This is a genomic window from Stenotrophomonas sp. STEN009 (genome assembly GCF_056760395.1).
On record NZ_JBRRES010000011.1, the window covers coordinates 86776 to 108498 of the forward strand.

Below are 21723 nucleotides of genomic sequence, written 5' to 3' on the forward strand. Positions count from 1 at the left end.
GCCTTCTCCTGGTGGGCTGTTGACTTATCGCTGCGCTGTGGCCGCTTCCTTCAGTCCCCGCCGGACGCGGTTGACCGCCGTTACCCCGCACAGCAGCGCCATCGCTGCGGCCACGCCGCCGACCGTCAAGGCACCGGCCCAACCGAACGCCAGCAGCAGGCCCAGCAGGCCGATGACGAAGGCACGGTCGCTCTTGCCCATCGGGCCGTCATAGCGGCGGCTGGCACCGACCATCAGGCCCAGCACGCCGGCGTACTCGCTCAGTGCTGCGCCCCAGGCCAGCAACCACAGCGCTTCCGGGCGAACGCCCGGCACGCTGAGCAGACTCAGGTACAGCGCCGCATCGGCCACCACATCGCACAGCTCGTTCAGATAGGCGCCCAGCCGCGACTGCTGGCCGAACTCGCGGGCCAGCATGCCGTCCACGGCATTGAGGGCCATGCGCAGCAGCATCCACAGCGGCAGGGCCAGATACAGCAGCGGTTGCTGTGGCGCACAGCACCAGACCACGACGGCGACCAGCAGCGAGACCACGGCAGCGGCCACGGTCACCGCATTGGCAGTGATCCCCGCGCGATGCAGGCCGCCTACGGCCGGACGCAGCAGGTCCTGGAAACGTCCTTTCAATGCATAGATCGACACGATCCGAACCCGCAGCTCCCTGGCAGTTCCGGCACAGCCTACCCGATTGGGAGCGCACCTCCGTCGAAATGTCCGCGGCGCGGCGCCGGCCAGGGCATACCGAAGGCGGCCGCAGGGCCGTTGGGGCCGGTCAATTTTGCCGCCGCCGCCCGCCGTCGGCCCCCACCGCCTACAATATCGGCCCCGCTCCGCTGCCGATTGCCCTGTCCCATGACTGCTGATCTGTTGCCCGTCCGTCGGGCCCTCCTCTCCGTTTCCGACAAGACCGGCCTGGTCGAGCTGGCCACCGCTCTGGCCGCCCGCGGCGTCGAGCTGCTGTCCACCGGCGGCACCGCCAAGGCGATCCGTGATGCGGGCCTGGCCGTGAAGGACGTCGCCGAGGTCACCGGTTTCCCGGAAATGATGGACGGGCGGGTCAAGACCCTGCACCCGATGGTGCACGGCGGCCTGCTGGGCCGCTCGGGCCTGGATGACGCCGTGATGGCCGAACACGGCATCGGCGCCATCGACCTGCTGGTACTGAACCTGTACCCGTTCGAATCGGTCACCGCCAAGGCCGACTGCACCCTGGCCGACGCGGTGGAGAACATCGACATTGGCGGCCCGGCCATGCTGCGCTCGGCGGCCAAGAACTTCGCCCGCGTGGCCGTGGCCACCGACCCGTCACAGTACGCCGAGCTGCTGGGCGCCCTGGACACCCATGATGGCCAGCTGCCGGCGGCCACCCGCTTCGCCTTCTCGGTCGCCGCGTTCAACCGCGTCGCCCAGTACGATGCGGCGATCAGCAACTACCTGTCAGCGGTCACCGCCACCGACGCCGCCGTGCCGGTGCGTGCCGAGTACCCGGTGCAGATGAACTCCACCTTCGTCAAGGTGATGGACCTGCGCTACGGCGAGAACCCCCACCAGAGCGGCGCGTTCTACCGCGACCTGTACCCGGTGCCGGGCACCCTGGCCACCTTCCAGCAGCTGCAGGGCAAGGAACTGAGCTACAACAACCTGGCCGATGCCGATGCCGCGTGGGAATGCGTGCGCCAGTTCGATGCGCCGGCCTGTGTCATCGTCAAGCACGCCAACCCGTGCGGTGTGGCGGTGGGTGCCGGCAACGGCGATGCCTACGAGCTGGCCTACGCCACCGACCCGACCAGTGCCTTCGGCGGCATCATCGCCTTCAACAAGCCGCTGGACGCTGCCACCGCGCAGGTCATCCTGGACCGTCAGTTCGTGGAAGTGCTGATCGCCCCGGACTACGAGCCGGCGGCGCTGGAATACGCGCAGAAGAAGGCCAACGTGCGCGTGCTGCGCATTCCGCATGGCGACGGCCTGAACAACTTCGACAGCAAGCGTGTCGGCTCGGGCCTGCTGCTGCAGTCCTCGGACAACCGCGGCATGACCCGTGACGAACTGAAAGTGGTCAGCAGGCTGGCACCGACCGACAAGCAGTTCACCGACCTGCTGTTCGCCTGGAAGGTGGCCAAGTTCGTGAAGTCCAACGCGATCGTCTATGCCAAGGACAACCGCACCATCGGCGTGGGTGCCGGCCAGATGAGCCGCGTGTATTCGGCGCGCATCGCCGGCATCAAGGCGGCCGACGCGAACCTGGTGGTTGAAGGCTCGGTGATGGCTTCCGATGCGTTCTTCCCGTTCCGCGACGGCATCGATGCCGCCGCCGCCGCCGGCATCAAGGCGGTCATCCAGCCGGGCGGCTCGATGCGCGACGCCGAGGTGATCGCCGCCGCCGACGAGCATGGTCTGGCCATGGTGTTCACCGGCGTGCGCCACTTCCGCCACTGATCCGCATCACCAAGCCGGGCCCTGCCCGGCTTTTCTTTTCTGCTTACGAGAACCCTGTCCCATGAAGATCCTCGTCATCGGCTCCGGCGGCCGCGAACACGCCCTGGCATGGAAGCTGGCCCAGTCCTCCCGCGTCGATGAGGTACTCGTGGCACCCGGCAACGCCGGCACTGCCACCGAAGACAAGTGCCGCAACGTGGCGGTGAAGGTCACCGACATCGATGGCCTGCTGGCCCTGGCCCAGGCCGAAGGTGTTGAACTCACCGTGGTCGGCCCGGAAGTGCCGCTGGTGGCAGGCGTCGTCGATCGGTTCCGTGCCGCCGGCCTGCGCATCTTCGGGCCAACCGCCGCCGCTGCCCAGCTGGAAGGCAGCAAAGCCTACGCCAAGGACTTCCTGGCCCGGCACAACATCCCGACCGCGTTCTACGCCGTGCACACCGACGTGGAGGCAGCACTGGCCTACATCCGCGAGAAGGGTGCGCCGATCGTGGTGAAGGCCGATGGCCTGGCCGCCGGCAAGGGGGTGATCGTTGCAATGACCCTGGCCGAGGCCGAGGATGCGGTGCGCGACATGCTCTCCGGCAACGCATTCGGTGACGCCGGCGCACGCGTGGTGATCGAGGAATTCCTCGACGGCGAGGAAGCCAGCTTCATTTCGATGGTCGATGGCGTGCATGCGCTGCCGATGGCCACCTCGCAGGATCACAAGCGAGTCGGCGACGGTGATACCGGGCCGAACACCGGCGGCATGGGCGCGTACTCACCGGCCCCGGTGGTCACGCCGGAGGTGCACGCGCGGGTGATGCGCGAGGTGGTGAACCCGACCGTGCAGGGCATGATCGCCGACGGCATTCCGTTCACCGGCTTCCTTTACGCCGGCCTGATGATCGATGCCAGCGGCGCACCGAAGGTGATCGAGTTCAACGTGCGCTTCGGTGACCCGGAAACCCAGCCGGTGATGCTGCGCCTGCAGTCGGATCTGGTCGAGCTGGTGGAAGCCGCCATTGATGGCCGCCTGGACCAGGTGCAGGCACAGTGGGATGCGCGCCCATCGCTGGGTGTGGTGCTGGCCGCGAAACCCTACCCGGAATCGCCAGTCACCGGCGATGTGATTTCCGGCCTGGATGAGGTGCCGGCCAGCGCCAAGGTCTTCCATGCAGGTACTGCACTGGACGCGCAGGGGCGGGTGGTCAGTGCCGGCGGCCGCGTGCTGTGTGTGGCGGCGCTGGGTGACAGCGTGCGTGATGCGCAGGCCAATGCCTACGCCGGTGTGGCCAAGGTCAGCTGGGCCAACGAATTCCACCGCAACGACATCGGCTGGCGCGCGATCGCGCGTGAGCACGCGTAAAGGGCAGCGGCCTGTTGCTTGGCAGACCCAACAAAAAACCCGGCAATGCCGGGTTTTCTGTTGGGTACCTGTGACGTCACATCACGCGGTGAACAGCGCCTTCATCTTCTTCAGGGCATTCGCCTCGACCTGGCGGATGCGTTCGGCCGACACGCCGTACTCGTCTGCCAGTTCCTGCAGCGTCACCTTGCTGTCCGCATCCAGCCAACGGCGGCGGATGATGTCACGCGAACGCGCATCCAGTTCGGCCATGCCTTCGCGCAGCAGCTGCAGCTGGTTGTCCTCGCTGTCGGCACGCTCGTAGGCCATCGACGGATCTTCATCGTTGGCCACCAGGTATGCGGCCGGCGACGGCGGCGCATGATCATCATCCTCGTCGCTGGGCGCATCGAAACCGATATCGCGACCGGACAGGCGCGACTCCATTTCCATGACCTCGCGCTCGGACACGTTCAGATCCTTGGCCACCGCGCTGACTTCCGCGGCGTTCATCCAGCCCAGGCGCGTCTTCGACTTGCGCAGGTTGAAGAACAGCTTGCGCTGCGCCTTGGTGGTGGCGACCTTGACGATGCGCCAGTTCTTCAGGATGAACTCGTGCATCTCGGCACGGATCCAGTGCACGGCGAAGGAGACCAGGCGCACGCCCATGTCCGGGTCGAAGCGCTTGACCGCCTTCATCAGGCCGATGTTGCCTTCCTGGATCAGGTCGCCCAGGGCGAGGCCATAGCCGTTGTAGCCGCGGGCCACGTGCACCACAAAGCGCAGGTGCGAATGCACCAGCTCACGGGCAGCGTCCAGATCGTTGCCGTCGCGGAAGCGACGGGCCAGGTCCTGTTCGTCATCGACCGACAGCACCGGGATCTGGTGCACGGCACCGATGTAGGCGTCCAGCGAACCGAGCGCACTGGGAATCGGGAGATTGTTTGCCACAAGGGCAGTAGAGGTGTTCTGGCTCATAGGCACCCATCTTAGCAGTCCGGGATTTGGACTGCTAAAGGAGGAAAAAGTTCCAGCATCCTATTGATGCAACACTGGTCCCAAACAGAGCCCTACCGTAGCGCGATTTGATGACAGTGGCGAGCGCGCTTTTCGGGATTCACAATCCCTTGGAATTCAACCAATTACCTGCTGGAAACCGGCCGATTCCGGTCAAGCGGAGCTGAACGGGCCGTTCCGGAGGCCCATTCAGGCCGCCAAACGTTGCCCGGTGTTCAGGCCCGGCCGTCTGTGAAGATCAAAGCGCCGCGCGCGGCGGCAGCGACCAGTCGATCGGCGCCTGCCCGCGACGCTGCAGATAGTCGTTGGCCATCGAGAAATGCCGGCAGCCGAGGAAGCCACGATGGGCCGACAGCGGCGAGGGATGCGGGGCTTTCAGCACACGATGGCGCCGGGTATCGATGACCTTGCCCTTCTGCTGCGCGTAGGCCCCCCAGAGCATGAACACCAGGCCTTCGCGTTCGCGGTTGAGCACATCCACCACGTGGTCGGTGAAGCCTTCCCAGCCGCGGCCCTGGTGGGCGCCGGCCCTGCCCTCCTCCACCGTCAGCACGGCATTGAGCAGCAGCACGCCGCGCTGCGCCCACGGCACCAGGCAGCCGTGATCGGGACGGGGGATGCCGAGGTCGCCCTCGATCTCCTTGTAGATGTTCAGCAGCGATGGCGGCACCGGAACGCCGGCGGGCACCGAGAAGCTCAGTCCATGCGCCTGGCCGCGCCCGTGGTACGGGTCCTGGCCCAGGATCACCACTTTCACCTGTTCGAACGGCGTGGCGTCGAACGCCGCGAAGATCTGCGGCCCCGGCGGGAACACCGCCGCGCCGGCCGCCTTGCGCTGGCGCAGGAAGGTGGAGAGTTCGCGCATCTGCGGCTGCAACAGGTAATCGCCGACCTGCTGCTTCCAGCTCGGTTCCAGCTGGATCGTCGGGGTGTCCACTACGTCATCGGTCATCGCAACAGGGGTCCATCGTTCAAGCGGGCCAGGCGCAGCTGGAACAGCACCTTGGTCACCAGCAGGCGCTCCTCGATCGGCTTCAGCACCAGATCATTGGCACCGGCCTGCAGCAACCCGGTCTGGTTGTGTGGATTGCCGTCGCCGGTCATCACCAGCACCGGCAGTCGGCGTTTGCCGTAGCCGAAATCCACGCGCACGCGCTGCACCACGTCGCGTCCGCTCAATTCGCCCTTCAGGGTGACGTCGGTCAACACCAGGTCGATGCGGTGGCGGCTGCGGCCCAGCGATTCGGCCGTGAGCAGGGTGAAGGCCTCTTCGGCACTGACCACGTGCAGCACGTTGAGCTGCTGGCGTTCGAGCATGCGCTTGGTCGCCTCCGCCACCACCCGGCTGTCCTCGATGTAGAGGATGGTCGCCCCGGGAATGGTCTGCGGCTGCACATAGCCACGGATGAAGGTCGCCAGCGCCTCATGGCCCAGCGCCTTGTCGAAATAGTCGGTGACGTACTCGGTGAAGCGCCGCTGCTCCAGATGCTGCTGCGCATCGCCGGAGACCACGATCACCGGCACGTACGCCTGGCCGGCAGCTTCGCGGACCGTCCGCGCCAGCGCCAGGCCGTCGCCGTCACGCAGGGTCAGCGAGGTGGTGACCAGGTCCACCGGCCCCTGCGCCAGCGCCTGCTGGGCATCCTCGATGCTGTCGCAGCCGATCACCTCCACGCCCGGCAGATCACGCTGCAGCACGTCGGCGATCAGCTTGCGCACCAGTTTGGAACCGTCGACCACCATCACCCGCGTAGCGGGCCCTTCAAGGTGCTTCAGCGCTTGCGGTTGCATGCCGGTCTCAGGTGTCGGTCGGGCGGGTCTGGCGGAGGAAGTGGCCGGTGACCAGCCACGCGCCCAGCCACCCCAGCAGCAGCGTGCCCAGCAGGACCAGGCTGCCATGCAGCAGGTCCAGGCCGTGCAGCACGAACGGGCTGCCGTAGCTGCGTGACAGGTCAGCCAGCGGCGCGCGCAGGGCGGCGCCGGCAACACCGATCAGGGCCAGCGCCACCGCGCCGGCGCCCAGCCCGTACCAGGCGCCCAGATACAGGAAGGGCCGGCGGATGAAGCCATCGCTGGCGCCGAGCAGCTGCAGCACGCCGATCTCCTCGCGCCGTGCCTGGATGTCGAGGCGCACGGTATTGCCGACCACCAGCGCGGCGCCGACGCCGAGCAGCACCGAAAGCACCTGTACCAGCCGCGCGCCGAACGCCAGCCACGCATCCAGACGCTGGCGCCACAGCGCATCGTGCTGCACCAGATCGGCCTCGGGCAGGCTTTCCAGCGCACGCGCCAGACGCGCATCGTCCTTGCCCTGCCCCGGGGTGATGACCAGCAGCGAAGGCAGCGGATTGTCGTTCAGCGCGTCGATCGCCTCGCCAAGGCCGGCATCGCGCAGCTCCTGCAGCCCTTGCTCGGGCGTGCGCACGGTCACCTCGCCGACGTCATCGCGGTCGCGCAGCTGGCCGGCCAGGCGCAACGCACCGGGGCCATCCACCGTGCCCTTGAGGAAGACATTGATGTCGCGCGACTGCTGCACGCTGCCGGCGAAATGCTTGAGGTTGTCCAGCGCGATCGACAGGCCCAGTGGCAGTGCCAGCGCCAGCGCCATGACCATCACCGTCAGCAGGGTCGCCCACGGCTTGCGGCAGGCGCGGCCCAGGCTGAACACCACGCTGTGCACGTGGTGCTGGAACCACACGCCGAGACGCGAGGGTGCGGCGGCTTCGCTGTTTTCGTTCTTCGCCATGCGTTACTCCGCCAGATCCTGCGGCGAGATGTCGTCCACCAGCCGGCCGTGGTCGAGAATCAGCACGCGCTTGCGCATGCGACGCAGCAGGGGAAGGTCGTGGCTGACCACCAGCACACTGGTGCCGCGCGCGGGCAGCTCGGCAAACAGGGCCATGATCTCCGCCGCCAGGGTCGGGTCCAGGTTGCCGGTCGGCTCGTCGGCAACCAACAGCTTGGGTTCACCGACGATGGCGCGGGCGATGCCCACGCGCTGCTGTTCGCCGGCCGACAGCTGCGATGGCAGCGCCTTCTCGCGATGGCCCAGGCCCATCCGTTCCAGCACGGAACGCACGCGCTTGCCGATGTCGCCACGGCGCGTACCGCGCAGGATCAGCGGCAGTGCCACGTTCTCGGCGATGGTCCGGTCCATCAGCAGGCGATGGTCCTGGTACACCGCACCGACCGCGCGCCGATGGCGCGGGACGTCGCCGCCGCGCACCTTCAGCAGGTTGCGCTCGTCGAAGACCACCGCGCCGCGGCTGGGCCGCTCGTCGAGGTGAATCAACTTGAGCAGGGTGCTCTTGCCCGCCCCGGAATGGCCGGTGACGAACAGCATTTCGCCCGGCGCGACCTCGAAGCTGACGTCGATCAGTGCTTCGTGGCCACCGGCGTACTGTTTGCTGACATTGTCGAAGCGCAGGACACTCATGCCCCGATTATGCAGGACCGGCGCGAAGTATCGATAGCGCCGGGACGCGCCCGGGTGGAATCGTTGATCTGCCGCTGCGCGCGCCGGGCATGGCCCGGCGCTACCGCTGACCGGGCGCGCCGATCAGCCGCCCGACAGCATCCGGCGGATCTTGCGGCCGATGCGGGTCAGGAACGAGTCGGCGGCGTCGGTGCTGCGCACCGGCTTGGCCACCACGTGAACCGGCGTCACCGGCGAGGCACCGTTGCCGGCGCTGCCGTTGGCGACCATCGCCTCGCCACCCTCGACCGGACGGCCATGGCGACGACGACGGCGCTTGCGCGGCTTGCGCTCGCCGTCCGCCGCGAGCTCCGGAGCACCTTCGGCACGCGGCGGACGCGGCGGGCGCGGGGCCTGGGCCGGGGTGCCGGACCCGGCACCTTCCACCGGCGCGGTCGCGCCCTGCTCGCCTTCCACCCGCGGCTTGCGCGGACCACGCGAGCGGCGTTCGCCGCTGCGCTCGCCCTCGCGGCGCTCGCCACGGCCGGCGCCGGAGCGACCACCGCTGCGGCCACCGCCACGACGCTCTTCCTCGGCGGCGCGGGCTTCGCGCGCCTCGCGGAAGATCTGGCCGACGCTCTCGTTCTCGTCACCGTCCTCGCCAGCGACCGTGGCCGGGCGTTCCGGACGCGGCAGTGCGGTCATCAGTTCCTTGGTGACCGGCTCGGACGGAATCTTCTGTTCGATGTAGGCCTCGATGTCCGGCAGGCTCATCGCATAACGCTCGCAGGCGAAGCTGATCGCGTCACCCTCTTCGCCCAGGCGTGCGGTACGGCCGATGCGGTGCACATAGTCTTCGGCGTCGAACGGCAGGTCGTAGTTGTAGACGTACTTGATGCCGTCGATATGCAGGCCGCGGGCAGCCACGTCGGTGGCGACCAGGATTTCCAGCTGGCCCTTCTGGAAGCGGTTGAGCAGGCTCTCGCGCTTCTTCTGCGGCACGTCGCCGGACAGGACGCCGACCCGGTACCCGGCCTTTTCCAGCGAACGCGCCACGCGCTCGACGAAGACCTTGGTGTTGACGAAGACCATGGTGCGGGCGCCCTCGCTGCGCGAGAGCAGGCCCAGCAGCAACGGGATCTTCTCGTCGTCGGCCGGGAAGTAGATCTTCTGGCGCACGCGCGCGGCGGTCACTGTTTCAGCTTCGACCACCAGCTTCTGCGGCTCGTTCATGTGCTCGTAGGCCAGCTCCAGCACGCGATGGCTGAGGGTGGCGCTGAACAGCAGGGTCTGCCGGGTGGTGCGCTCGGGCATGCGGCGCAGCAGAAAGCGGATGTCCTTGATGAAGCCCAGGTCGAACATGCGGTCGGCTTCGTCCAGCACGCAGATCTCGCAGGCGTGCAGCGAAACCACCTTGTGCTGCTTGACGTAATCGATCAGGCGGCCGGGGGTGGCGATGATCACATCCACGCCCTGCTGCAGGATCTCGCGCTGCTTGTCGTAATCCACGCCACCGTAGACGAGGGCGAAACGCAGGCCCAGGTCGGAACCGAACTTCACGGCGTCCTTGTGGATCTGGATCGCCAGCTCGCGGGTGGGCGCCAGGATCAGCGCGCGCGGGTCTTCCGCCTTGCGGTCGGCCAGCGCCGGGCGGCTCAGCAGGCGGTTGACCACGGCAACCAGGAACGCCAGCGTCTTGCCGGTGCCGGTCTGGGCCTGGCCGGCGACATCACCACCGGCCAGCGCGACCGGCAGTGTCAGCGCCTGGATCGGGGTGCAGCGGGTGAATCCGGCTCCTTCAAGGCCGGCCTGCAGGGCCGGATGCAGCTCAAAGGAGGAAAAGGTCAAATCGGTCAGCGGTTTGTCGCTCATGAGTCCGTCTTGGTATGGCCACCGGCCAGCGGGCGGGCGGCACTGCATCGTCTGGGGGCACCGTCGCAAACTGCGGCCCCTGCGGCGGGTCGGCGGACCGGGGACCACCGGGTCCGCGCGCCGCTCAATGCCCCAGTTTAACGCACTCCGGCGGCCAAACCGGAATGAACCGTCTCACACAACCGCGAGACAGGCCCGTGCGGGACGCCTCTTCACCCAGCCACACCGCGCTTGAACAGCCCTGCCGGGGGCGCTGGAGTCCGCGGCTGCCGGCCCCCACTTCAGGAAGACAGTGAAATCCGACACATACCGCGCTTCGAAGCGATCACGATACGCTGGGTTCCAGCCGGCCACTGTCCATGCCCCGCGATAGGGGTACACTGCCGGCCGTGAGCGTCCAGGCATCCCGCCGAACGCACCGCGGCAGGACGCCGCGAGGCAACGACGAGGGTCGCGCCACCGGGCAAGGCCCAGTTCACCCACCTCCGGCCTGGCCGGGTGCAATCCAAGACGAGAAACCAAGATGAGCGACAAGGTTGTACACGTCGGCGATGCCGACTTTGATAGCGCCGTGCTGAATTCCAAGGAACCGGTGCTGGTCGATTTCTGGGCCGAGTGGTGTGGCCCGTGCAAGATGATCGCCCCCGCGCTGGACGAGCTGGCCGATGCCTACCAGGGCCGCGCCAAGATCGCCAAGGTCAACGTCGACAACAATCGTGCGCTGGCCGCCAAGTACCACGTGCGTTCGATCCCGTACCTGGTCGTGTTCAAGGATGGCGAGAAGGTCGGCGAGCAGATCGGTGCGGTGGGCAAGGCCCAGCTGGCCGGCCTGCTGGACAAGGCCCTGGCCTGACCCTGTAACGACTCCGGCAGCCGCCCGGTGCGGCTGCCGGCAGGCGCGGACCGCGCCTGCATGAATGCTGTTCCCGGCGACCCTTGCACGGCGCCGCGGGCCGATGATAGTGTCGGCACATCCGGCCGCGTTCGCGTGCCGCACCTTCTGGACGCAGTTTCTTCCAGACCCATCCCCAACGTTCGCCGCCCCAGCCGGGCGCTCGCACCTTCAAGCGAGGAATAACGCTCTTGTCCGATAACACTCCCGAAACCGGCAGCGCAGAAGCGCCCGCCGAAAAGCGCGTGCGCAAGGCCCGCGTGACCAAGGCTGCCGCACCGGCCGCCGCCGAAACCAGCGCGCCCCCCGCGCAGCCGACCCTGCCGCTGGCCGCCGCGCCCGAAGCACCGGCGCCGGCCGCAGCCGCTCCCGCGCCGAGCGCGCCCGCCGCCGAGGCCCCTGCCAGCAGTGGCGGCGGTGAAGGCGGTGAGGGTCGCGAATCCGGCCAGCCGCGGCAGCAGAACCCTCAGGGTGGCGGCCAGCATCCGCACAACCAGAATGGCCAGCAGGGCCAGGGCCAGGGCAACCGCCGTGACCGTTTCCGCAACCGCCGCGACCGCGACCGCAACAACCGCTTCCGCGATGACGGCATGCCCAACGAGGGCGGCGAGCAGCAGGCCTTCGTGCCGCGCGTGCAGCCGACGGTGCCGGAAGGCTTCCCGGTCTATTCGCTGAGCGATCTCAAGCGCATGCCGGCACAGAAGCTGCTGGAAATCGCCGAACAGCTGCAGATCTCCGAAGGCGTGGCGCGTGCCCGCAAGCAGGATGTGATCTTCGCTCTGCTGAAGGTGCTGACCCGCCACGGCGACGGCGTTGCCGCCGATGGCGTGCTGGAGATCCTGCCGGACGGCTTCGGCTTCCTGCGCGCGGCCGAAGCCAGCTACCTGGCCGGCCCGGACGACACCTACATTTCGCCCAGCCAGATCCGCCGTTTCAACCTGCGTACCGGCGACCACCTGTCCGGCCGCATCCGCTTCCCGAAGGACGGCGAGCGCTACTTCGCGCTGTCGATCGTGGACACCATCAACGGTGAGCCGCTGGAAGCGTCGAAGAACAAGGTGCTGTTCGAGAACCTGACCCCGCTGTTCCCGCGTCGCCGCTTCACCCTGGAGCGCGGCAACGGTTCGTCGGAAGACATCACCGGCCGCATCCTCGACCTGATGGCCCCGCAGGGCAAGGGCCAGCGCTCGCTGATCGTCTCCCAGCCGAAAGCGGGCAAGACGATGATGATGCAGCAGGTCGCCACCGCGATCACCACCAATCATCCGGACGTGCACCTGATCGTGCTGCTGATCGACGAGCGCCCGGAAGAAGTGACCGAAATGCAGCGCACCGTGCGCGGCGAGGTCATCAGCTCGACCTTCGACGAGCCGGCCGCACGCCACGTGCAGGTTGCCGAAATGGTGATCGAACGGGCCAAGCGCCTGGTCGAGCACAAGAAGGACGTGGTGATCCTGCTGGACTCGATCACCCGCCTGGCACGCGCCTACAACAACGTCGTGCCGAGCTCGGGCAAGGTGCTGACCGGTGGTGTGGACGCCAACGCCCTGCACCGCCCGAAGCGCTTCTTCGGTGCCGCGCGCAACGTTGAAGAAGGCGGCAGCCTGACCATCATCGCCACCGCGCTGGTCGACACCGGCTCGAAGATGGACGAGGTGATCTACGAAGAGTTCAAGGGCACCGGCAACAGCGAAGTGCACCTGAGCCGCCGCATCGCCGAGAAGCGCGTGTTCCCGGCCATCGACATCAACCGCTCCGGCACCCGCCGCGAAGACCTGCTGATCGAGCCGGAACTGCTGCAGAAGATCTGGATCCTGCGCAAGCTGCTGCATCCGATGGATGAAATGGCCGCGATGGAATTCCTGCTGGACAAGATGAAGAACACCAAGTCCAACGACGAGTTCTTCGGTTCGATGAAGCGATAAGAAAAAAGCCCCGCACTGCGGGGCTTTTTTTGCTCGGGAACGGCGCATTCGCCGGGCATGGCCCGGCGCTGCCTTCGGTTACGGGCAGGCCACCGCGCCCTCGGCGGTGGCCGTGTTGGCCGTCAACCTGACCTGGGTGAATGCCGCGGCGAACGGCGCGTCGGCGCTGACCACGAACGGGGCTTCCACCGCGCCCAGGTCCACGCCGCGCTTTGCAAAGCAGGCCAATGGCACGGTCACCGTCTGCTTCTGCCCGGCCGCCAGCGCGACCAGCTGCGGGGCGATGTCCACCCCGCCCTCACAGCCGCTGCCACACTGCATGGTCACCTTCACCGGCGATGCCGGGCGCTTCACCAGCTGCACATCGAACTGCAGCGCGCCGTTGCTGCGCGCCAGTGCGCCGAGATTGCGGCGCGAGGTGCTGCGTGCGATCAGCTGCGCCGGGGCCCGCCAGGTCACCTCCTTGGCGTCCTGCTGGGTGTTCACCTGCACGGTGCGCACCTGCACCACCGACTTGGCGGTGGGCCAGCGCAGCGTAGCGTTCAGATCATTGCCAAGCGGTTGGGTCGCTCCCGCGGCGGCAACGTGCAGGGCGAATGGTGGCGTGTCGGCGCGGTTGAAGATCGGCAGCACGGTGACTTCGCCGCAGCTGTCCGGGTCAGCTTCCTCGAGCCTGGCGACCTTGCCGCCCTTGGCGTAGCTGAGGCCATAGCCAAGCGTGAACAGCGCCGGCTTCTTGGCGTCGGGCTGGTCGATCGGTGCCGGGCACGGAACGCCCGGCCACGGGAAGCTGAGGCGTCCACGGAAGTCGTGTGCCGGCTTGCCGCCCTTGCCCGCCACCAGCACATCAGTCACGCCCTTGCCTTCGGTGCCCGGCAGCCAGGCGGCGACGAAGGCGCTGGACAGATTGAGCAGGTCGTTGACATACATCGGGCGACCGGACAGGTAGACGGTCACCACCGGCTTGCCGGTTGCAGCTGCGGCCTTCAGCGCGGCCAGGTCCTGCGGGTAGGCCCGGCTGTGGCTGACGGTATCCGAAGCGAGAATATCGCCGTTGGTTTCCGCATAGGGCGTCTCACCGATCACCGCCAGCACCACATCGAAAGCCTTCGGATCGACGCCTTGGCCATCGGCGCTGAAGCTGACCTTGTCCGCCCCCAGTTCGGCGCGCAGCGCGCCCAGCACGGAATCGGCGTTGGGAAAATCGGAATTCCTGTTCTCGGTGCCCTGCCAGGTCAGCGACCAGCCACCGGACTGGTCGCCGATGCTGTCGGCGCTCTTGCCGACCACCAGCACCCGTGCATCGCGGCGCAGCGGCAGCACCTTGCCTTCATTCTTCAGCAGCACCAGCGATTCGCGCACGGCACGCCGGGCCAGGTCACGGTGCTGCACGGCACTGGCATCGCCGGCGTAGCGGCTGTCGGACGGCTTGTGGTCGAACAGGCCCGCGCGCAGCTTCACCCGCAGGATGCGGGCCACCGCATCGTCGATGCGCCCCATCGGAATCTCACCGCTCTTGACCTGCGCGGTGGTGTTGGCGATGAACGCTTTCCAGTCGTCGGGCACCATCACCATGTCGATGCCGGCATTGATGGCCTGCGCACAGCTGTCGTTGCGGCAGCCCGGCACCTGCGCGATGCCGTTCCAGTCGGAGACGACGAAGCCATCAAAACCCATCTTGTCCTTCAACGCATCGGTCAGCAGCGCCTTGCTGCCGTGCATCTTGCCGTAGTCCACGCCTGCGGCGCGGTCGTTCCAGCTGTTGAACGAGGCCATCACCGTCTGCGCACCCTCGGCAAGCGCACCATAGTAGCCCTGCGCGTGGACGTTGATCATGGTGTTCTTGTCGACCAGCGCCTCACCCTGGTCGCGGCCGTTGTCGGTGGCACCATCGCCCAGGTAGTGCTTGGCGGTGGTGACCACGTTACCGTCGTCCTTGAAGGTGCCCTGTGCTCCCTTCACGTAGGCGTGGGCGTAGCTGCGGATCACCGCCGGGTCGGACGAATAGCTCTCATAGGTGCGGCCCCAGCGAGGGTCATGGGCCACGGCCAGGGTGGGTGCGAACACCCAGCCGATGCCGGTGGCGCGCACCGAGCGCGCGGTCGCCTCGCCGATGCGTTCGATCAGTTCGGCATCGCCGGCCGCGCCCAGGCCGATGTTGTGCGGGAACAGGGTCGCACCCAGCACGTTGTTGTGGCCGTGCACCGCATCGGTGCCCCAGATGACCGGCACCGGCGTCTTCGCATCGGTTGCCAGCGATGCAGCGTGGTAGGCATCGGCCAGCTGCAGCCAGTCCTGCACGCTGGCGTGCTTGTCCATGCCCGGCCAGGAGCCACCGCCATTGAGGACCGAGCCGATGTAGTAGCGGCGCACCTCGTCCGGCGTGATGGTCTTGATCTCGGCCTGGGTCATCTGCCCGATCTTCTGCGCCAGCGTCATCTGCGCAAGGATCTCCTGCACGCGCCTTTCGATATCCGCATCAGCAGCGATCACGCTGTGGACGCGCGGCCAGTCCTGCAGGCGTTCGCCCGTGGACGGCGCGGCACCCGCCGATGCGGCCAGGGCGGCCAGCAGACAGCCGGCAAGAAGGGTCTGGGTGGGGCGCTTCACTGGGTACTACCTCCGTGGATGACGTTCCTGGCGTGCGGGACTGCAGCGGCACGTCGGCACGGGCGATCGGACGCCCGTCCTGACAGCGCTGTCATATAAGCCTGCCTGCATCGTGTCAATGAGCGATCGCACATCCTGTGGCGGCAATCGCGTAACGGCGGGCTTTGCGGCCGACGCAGCACACGGCCCGCGGCGGTGGGTGTTGCGACGCGACAAGAATTCAGGACGTGCCAGTCCCCCTCGCGTCGTGGCACCATCCGCCTGCTCCGGCAACACCGACATCGCAGGTACGCACTACCATCGGCGCGTAGCCGCCGCCTTCCAGGAGGATCCACCGCATCATGCGCAGTCGAATCGAGGATGTCGCCGCCGTTGCCGGGGTATCGATCAAGACGGTGTCCCGCGTGCTCAACCGCGAGCCCAACGTGCGCGAGCAGACCCGCGAACGGGTGCTGGCGGCCGTGGCGCGCCTGGGCTACAAGCCCAATCTGTCCGCGCGCAGCCTGGCCGGACAGCGCTCGTACGCGCTGGCACTGGTCTACAACAATCCTTCGCGCAACTACCTGATGGAAATCCAGAACGGCATGCTCGAGGCCTGCCACGCACAGCACTACAACCTGATCCTCGGCCCGGTGGGCACTGGCCGGCGTACCCTGCCCGACATGACCGCGCTGTTCGAGAACTCGCGTCCGGATGGCGTGGTGCTGATCCCGCCGCTGACCGACGACGAAGTAGTGCTGTCGTACCTGGAAGAGCATGACATTCCCTTCGCCTGCATCGCCCCGCGACACCCGGAAGGACGCATCGGCGTGCGCATGGATGAAACCACTGCGGTGGTCGAGCTGATCGGCCACCTGGTCGCGCAGGGCCACCGCCGCATTGCCCACATCAAGGGGCCGCGCGCGCATGGTGCCTGCCAGTGGCGCTACGCCGGTTACCGCCAGGCCCTGCGGCAGGCAGGTATCGCCTACGATCCGGCGCTGGTGGTCAACGGCCAGTTCTCGTTCGAGTCCGGCGTGGACGCAGCCAACCTGCTGCTCGACATGGATGAGCCTCCCACGGCAATCTTCGCCGCCAACGACGACATGGCCGCGGCCGTGTATCGCGTCGCGGGCGAACGCGGGCTTCGCGTGCCGCGCGACCTCTCGGTATGCGGTTTCGACGACACGCCGATCGCAGGGCACATCTACCCTGCACTCACCACCGTGCGCCAACCGACCTCGCACATGGGGCGGCTGGCCACCGAACAGCTGATCGAGCACATCCGTGCCGAAGCCGCTGGCCGCATGATCACGGTCGAGCACGCGGTACTCGAACGCGAGTCGACCGCCGCACCACGGCGACGTTGAGCCAGCGGCGAACCTGCGGCTCACGCGGCAGGCAGCCGCGAACCCTTCCATGCATAGAAGGCAATGTAGAGATAACACAGCGCCGGCAGCAGGAACGACAGCTGCAGGCCATGATTGTCGGCAAGCCAGCCCATGGCCAGCGGAATGACCGCACCGCCGACGATCGCCATCACCAACAGGCTTGAAGCCTGTCCGGTGAGAGCTCCAAGGCGGGTGATCGCCAGCGCGAAGATGGTCGGAAACATGATGGAGTTGAACAGTCCGATGCTCACCACCGCCCACTTGGCCAGGCCACCCGTGGTGGAGACGGTGATGCCGAGCAGCAGCACCACCGCGAGCGCGAAAAGGCCGAGCAGCCAGCGCGCATCCAACCGCGCCAGCATCGCCGCGCCAAGCAGGCGCCCGACCAGCGCACCGCCCCAATAGAGCGAGACATAACCGGTGGCCTCCTGCTCGGTCATGCCCTGGCCGATGCCCGGCGAGGACAGGAAGTTGACCAGCACGCTGCCGATGGAAACTTCCGCGCCCACGTAGCAGAAGATGGCCAGCACACCCAGTCGCACATGGCGGTGGCGCAGGACGTCCCACGGCCGGCTTCGCGCGCCGGTGCGTTCCTCCACGCCGGGAATGGTGGGAAGACGGAACATCCAGATCGCTGCCGCCAGCAGGAACAGGACCACTGCCAGGCCGAAGTACGGCAGCTGCACCGATTGCGCTTCGGCTGCACGGTAGGCCAGTGCTTCGGCCTGCGGCAACAGCGCCAGCTGCTCCTCGCTGCGCGGCTGCGCCGACAGGATCAGCAGGCCACCGAACAACGGTGCCAGCGTGGTGCCCAGCGAGTTCATCGATTGCGCCAGGGTCAACCGGCTGGAGCTGGTGCGCTCCTCGCCCAGCAATGCCACGTAGGGGTTGGCTGCCACCTGCAGCACGGTGATGCCGGTGGCCAGCACGAACAACGCCGCCAGGAACAGCCCATAGACATGGGCGGCCGCAGCCGGCCAGAACAGCAGGGAGCCGACGCCTGCAATGGCCAGCCCGGCGACGATGCCGCGCTTGTATCCCACCGCAGCCACCAGCCGGCCCGCAGGCAGCGACATCAGGAAGTAGGCGCCGAAGAAGGTGAACTGGATGAGCATCGCCTGCACCCAGCTCAGCGCGAACGCCGCTTTCAGGTGCGGAATGAGGATGTCGTTGAGGCAGGTCAGGAAGCCCCACATGAAGAAGATGGCGGTGACCACCGCCAGTGCGCGGGTGGTGCCCTGCACGTGATGTCCTCGAACGGTCGTTACTGTGTCCATTGCTTGTCCTTCCAGTCAGTGATCGAAGCCATCCTGCGGTCATGCGTGACATTTGCAGCCATTGTGATTGTCCAGCGCTGTCAATCCGACCAATGACCTGACACCTGCGGGCTGAAAGCTGATCCGCGCAGTTTTGTTCTGCACCGCACAACACTTTCCTGCCCTCGTGTTGGCAGCGCTGTCATCCCTGAAAAACCGCTGCAGATGCCGTCGCACAAGGCGTTGTTTCCGAAGCGACGAGGTTCTGGCAACGATTTCACAGCGCGCCTTGCGACCGCCGACGCGGCGCACTTCATGGCAGTTTGTTGACAACGCTGTCAAGCGTCGCTCCAATCCGGGCCACATGCAGTAGTCCGTGATTGAACGAAGCAGGATCGCCATTACCGAATTCCCTGGGGAGGGAGCTTCCATGAAGACGTACAAGGCAGTACCTCGCAAGACGATGCTCACTTCCGCGCTGCTGGCTGCGCTGGCCGCCCCGGCATGGGCACAGGACGCACCCGGCACCAACGAACCAGTCGATCCGACCACGCTCGATGCGGTGCAGGTCACCGGTATCCGCGGCAGCCTGACCTCATCGATGAACCTCAAGCGCGACAGCCAGGGCGTGGTTGACGGCATCGTCGCCGAGGACATCGGCAAGTTCCCGGACACCAACCTGGCCGAATCATTGCAGCGCATCAGCGGCGTTTCCATCGACCGCACCTCCAGCGGCGAAGGGTCCAAGGTGACCGTGCGCGGCATTGGTCCGGACTACAACCTGGTGCTGCTGAACGGGCGGCAGATGCCGGCGTCGAATCTGGGCAACGGCGGCGGCGGCCTGTCCGGCTCGCGCTCGTTCGACTTCGCCAACCTCGCTTCCGAGTCGATCTCTGCGGTGGAGGTATACAAGACCAGCCGCGCCGACAATCCTGCCGGTGGCATCGGTGCCACCATCAACATCAAGACGCTGCGGCCGCTGGAGTCCGAGCCGGTGATCAGCCTTGGTCTGAAGGCGGTCAACGATTCGTCCAACGACAACCTGCCGCGGACCCTGCGCGGCTCCAACGTCACCGGTGAGCTCTCGGGCATCTTCAGCCAGCGCTACGCCGACGATCGCTTCGGCGTGACGTTCAGCGCCAGCCACCAGGAACGTGATTCCGGCTTCAACCAGGCCACCGTGGCCGAGGGCTGGGCCACGTTCAAGGGCAACGAGAGCGCGGACTGGCGGGCGCTGCCGCTGCCTGGCCAGGGGTATTCCGACCGCATCACCAACCGCCCCGGCCCCGACGACGTCTACGCACGTCCGCAGAACACCGCCTACAACGTCAATGGCGTGCAGCGGCAGCGCACCAACGCGCAGGCGACGTTCCAGTGGAAGCCGGCCGACAATGTCACCACCACGCTGGACTACACCTATGTCGAGAACAAGGTGCAGCAGCAGCGCAGCGAGCTGTCGGTCTGGTTCAACTATGGTCCGGGCGACAGCATCTGGACCAACGGCCCGGTGTCCGCGCCGATCATCTACGGCGAGGACATGACCAATTCGGACGTGTCGATGGGCGGCGCCAAACTGGCCACCAAGACCGACATGCACTCGCTGGGCTTCAACGTCGACTGGGAAGTGAACGACGCGCTGGACCTGTCCTTCGATGTGCACAACGCCGAGTCGGAATCGCGGCCGGACAGTCCCTATGGCTCGGCGGGCGTGCTCGGCGTGGCCGCCTTCGTGCGTGGCACCACCACCGTCGACTACAGCGGCGACCTGCCGATCATCAACATCGCACTGCCGCCGGGCGGCGTGCAGGCCTCCGACGCACTGGTCACCGGCTCGGTGTTCCAGAACAGCTACAACAAGTCCAAGGTGCAGCAGTACCAGGGCCGCGGCACGTTCCGCTTCGCCGACTATTCGGCGCTGGACTTCGGCGTGGGCCACACCCAGGTGAAGAACCGCTCTGCCTCGGCCATCATGCAGCGCAACAGCTGGGGCGGTCTGGGCTCTCCGGCCGACTACGCCGATGACATCTGGTACGCCGACAACATGGGCAAGTACTTCAAGGCATTCTCCGGCCACAACGATCCGCGCCTGACCGGCCAGTTCCTGGTGTTCGACTTCGACCGCCTGATCGATCGCGCGGCCCAGGTCGGCACCGATTCCGATCCGGCCTGCCCGAGCTGCTACTACGCACCGACGGAGTACTCCGAGGACATCCGCACCACCGAGAAGTCGAAGAGTGCCTACCTGCAGTACCGCACCACGTTGGATTGGTCGATGCCACTGCACGTGGCCGTCGGCGCGCGCTACGAGCAGACCGAGGTGGAGTCGAATGCGCTGGTGCGCGTACCGACCGGCATCAGCTGGAGTTCGGCCAACGAGTTCAACATCGACTACGCCGCCGATCGCGGCTTCGTCGGTGGCAAGGGCAAGTACGACTACGTGCTGCCGAACGTTGATCTGAAACTGGACCTGGCCGAGACGCTGGCGCTGCGCGGCAGCTACAGCCGCACCCTGGGCCGGCCGAGCTGGACGCAGATCCAGAGCGGTCAGTCGCTGGCCGACATCGTGCGCACCCAGGGCGGCACCGGCACCCGCGGCAATCCGGGTCTGGAGCCGCTGATCTCGGACAACTTCGATCTGTCGCTGGAGTGGTACTACGGCGAGGCCAGCTATGCCTCCGTGGGCTTCTTCCGCAAGAACATCAAGAACTTCATCAGCGACACCATTGTGCGCGAGAACGCCGGCACCCTGCATACGCCGGTCGGTGGCGCGTACTGGAACGAGGCACTGGCATCGGGCTGCGGCACCACCGACATGCCCTGCATCCGCGACTACATCTTCACCAACCATGCCGGGGATCCTGGCGTGACCTATACCGGGCGCAATTCGGCCGGGCAGATGACCGGCACCATCGTCGGCCAGCCCAACGACCCGGTGGCAGGTTTCGACATCACGGTACCGGCCAACCAGCACTCGGATCACCTCGACGGCTGGGAAGTGGCGGTGCAGCACCTGTTCGGCCAGTCCGGCTTCGGCGTGGCCGCGAACTACACCAAGGTGAAGTCGGGGCTGACGTTCAACAACCTCAGCCTGGGCGACCAGTACCCGATGATCGGCCTGAGCGATTCGGCCAACGTGGTCGCGTTCTACGACAAGAACGCCTGGCAGATCCGCGCGGCCTACAACTGGCGCGACAAGTTCCTCAACGGCATCGGTGGCCAGGGCCCGAACCCGAACTACACTGCCGCGTACGGTCAGCTCGATCTCAACATCAGCTACGCGGTCAGCGAACAGCTGACGCTGAGCCTGGAAGCGATCAACCTGACCGACGAGACCATGCGCACCTATTCGCGGCACACCAACATGCTGCGTTATGCCACCCAGACCGGTCCGCGCTACATGTTCGGCGTCCGCTACAAGTTCTGACCGGCGCCGGAGGCCTGGGGGGGGGGGGGGGGGGGCGGGCCCCCCCCCCCCGCCCGGGGGAGGGGGGCCCCCCCCCCCCCCCCCCCCCCCCCCCCCCCCCCCCCCCCCCCCCCCCCCCCCCCCCCCCCCCCCCCCCCCCCCCCCCCCCCCCCCCCCCCCCCCCCCCCCCCCCCCCCCCC

General features: G+C 67.1%; 15 protein-coding genes. 6 read left to right on the forward strand and 9 right to left on the reverse strand.

The features are described 5' to 3' along the window. Positions 1-24 precede the first annotated feature (24 nt). A complete protein-coding gene (locus tag ACVOMM_RS07550; protein ID WP_053515665.1) occupies positions 25-642 on the reverse strand; it encodes a CDP-alcohol phosphatidyltransferase family protein in 618 nt (205 codons plus the stop codon). A 210-nt stretch (positions 643-852) separates the two neighbouring features. On the opposite strand from ACVOMM_RS07550, the gene purH reads away from it, so the two are divergent. After that, on the forward strand, positions 853-2436 hold the full coding sequence (gene purH, locus ACVOMM_RS07555) for a bifunctional phosphoribosylaminoimidazolecarboxamide formyltransferase/IMP cyclohydrolase (RefSeq protein WP_368865255.1): 1584 nt from the start codon (positions 853-855) through the stop codon (positions 2434-2436). A gap of 61 nt (positions 2437-2497) precedes the next feature. Then, complete coding sequence (gene purD / locus ACVOMM_RS07560) at positions 2498-3784, forward strand: phosphoribosylamine--glycine ligase (protein WP_340044405.1); 1287 nt, start codon at positions 2498-2500, stop codon at positions 3782-3784. Positions 3785-3865: 81 nt separating this feature from the next. On the opposite strand, the gene rpoH is transcribed toward purD, so the two are convergent. The 6 genes from rpoH to rhlB form a co-directional block, all read right to left on the reverse strand. Beyond that, entirely contained in the window at positions 3866-4741 is an 876-nt protein-coding gene (gene rpoH, locus ACVOMM_RS07565) for an RNA polymerase sigma factor RpoH (protein ID WP_053515659.1), read from the reverse strand. A 277-nt stretch (positions 4742-5018) separates the two neighbouring features. Further along, on the reverse strand, positions 5019-5732 hold the full coding sequence (gene ung, locus ACVOMM_RS07570; RefSeq protein ID WP_053515657.1) for a uracil-DNA glycosylase: 714 nt from the start codon (positions 5730-5732) through the stop codon (positions 5019-5021). Beyond that, positions 5729-6571, reverse strand: coding sequence for a response regulator (locus tag ACVOMM_RS07575; protein ID WP_053515655.1), 843 nt, complete (start codon positions 6569-6571; stop codon positions 5729-5731). Before ACVOMM_RS07575 ends, ung begins: the two co-directional genes overlap by 4 nt. A 7-nt stretch (positions 6572-6578) precedes the next feature. After that, positions 6579-7526 carry a permease-like cell division protein FtsX gene (ftsX, locus tag ACVOMM_RS07580; RefSeq protein ID WP_053515654.1) on the reverse strand — a complete coding sequence of 316 codons (948 nt, stop codon included), beginning with the start codon at positions 7524-7526 and terminating at the stop codon, positions 6579-6581. Positions 7527-7529: 3 nt separating this feature from the next. Further along, positions 7530-8216, reverse strand: coding sequence for a cell division ATP-binding protein FtsE (ftsE, locus tag ACVOMM_RS07585; protein WP_053515652.1), 687 nt, complete (start codon positions 8214-8216; stop codon positions 7530-7532). A 123-nt stretch (positions 8217-8339) separates the two neighbouring features. After that, a complete protein-coding gene (gene rhlB, locus ACVOMM_RS07590) occupies positions 8340-10067 on the reverse strand; it encodes an ATP-dependent RNA helicase RhlB (protein ID WP_065181549.1) in 1728 nt (575 codons plus the stop codon). Positions 10068-10590: 523 nt separating this feature from the next. Between rhlB and trxA the strand changes: the two genes are divergently transcribed. Together trxA and rho are read left to right on the forward strand one after the other, a co-directional pair. Further along, positions 10591-10920: a thioredoxin gene (gene trxA, locus ACVOMM_RS07595; protein ID WP_025878607.1), complete on the forward strand. Its 330-nt coding sequence runs from the start codon at positions 10591-10593 to the stop codon at positions 10918-10920. Positions 10921-11150: 230 nt separating this feature from the next. After that, on the forward strand, positions 11151-12884 hold the full coding sequence (gene rho, locus ACVOMM_RS07600) for a transcription termination factor Rho (protein WP_065174406.1): 1734 nt from the start codon (positions 11151-11153) through the stop codon (positions 12882-12884). Between the two features lie 78 nt (positions 12885-12962). On the opposite strand, the gene ACVOMM_RS07605 is transcribed toward rho, so the two are convergent. Next, the gene (locus tag ACVOMM_RS07605; protein ID WP_481526082.1) at positions 12963-15494 is read right to left on the reverse strand and encodes a glycoside hydrolase family 3 protein; all 2532 of its coding nucleotides are present in this window, start codon (positions 15492-15494) and stop codon (positions 12963-12965) included. A 341-nt stretch (positions 15495-15835) separates the two neighbouring features. Here ACVOMM_RS07605 and ACVOMM_RS07610 point away from each other — a divergent pair, with 341 nt between their 5' ends. Next, complete coding sequence (locus tag ACVOMM_RS07610; protein ID WP_053515642.1) at positions 15836-16843, forward strand: LacI family DNA-binding transcriptional regulator; 1008 nt, start codon at positions 15836-15838, stop codon at positions 16841-16843. Positions 16844-16863: 20 nt separating this feature from the next. Here ACVOMM_RS07610 and ACVOMM_RS07615 read toward each other — a convergent pair whose 3' ends face one another. Then, positions 16864-18141, reverse strand: coding sequence for a sugar MFS transporter (locus ACVOMM_RS07615; protein WP_164151402.1), 1278 nt, complete (start codon positions 18139-18141; stop codon positions 16864-16866). Between the two features lie 409 nt (positions 18142-18550). Between ACVOMM_RS07615 and ACVOMM_RS07620 the strand changes: the two genes are divergently transcribed. After that, the gene (locus ACVOMM_RS07620; RefSeq protein ID WP_481526083.1) at positions 18551-21544 is read left to right on the forward strand and encodes a TonB-dependent receptor; all 2994 of its coding nucleotides are present in this window, start codon (positions 18551-18553) and stop codon (positions 21542-21544) included. The last annotated feature ends 179 nt before the right edge of the window (positions 21545-21723 follow it).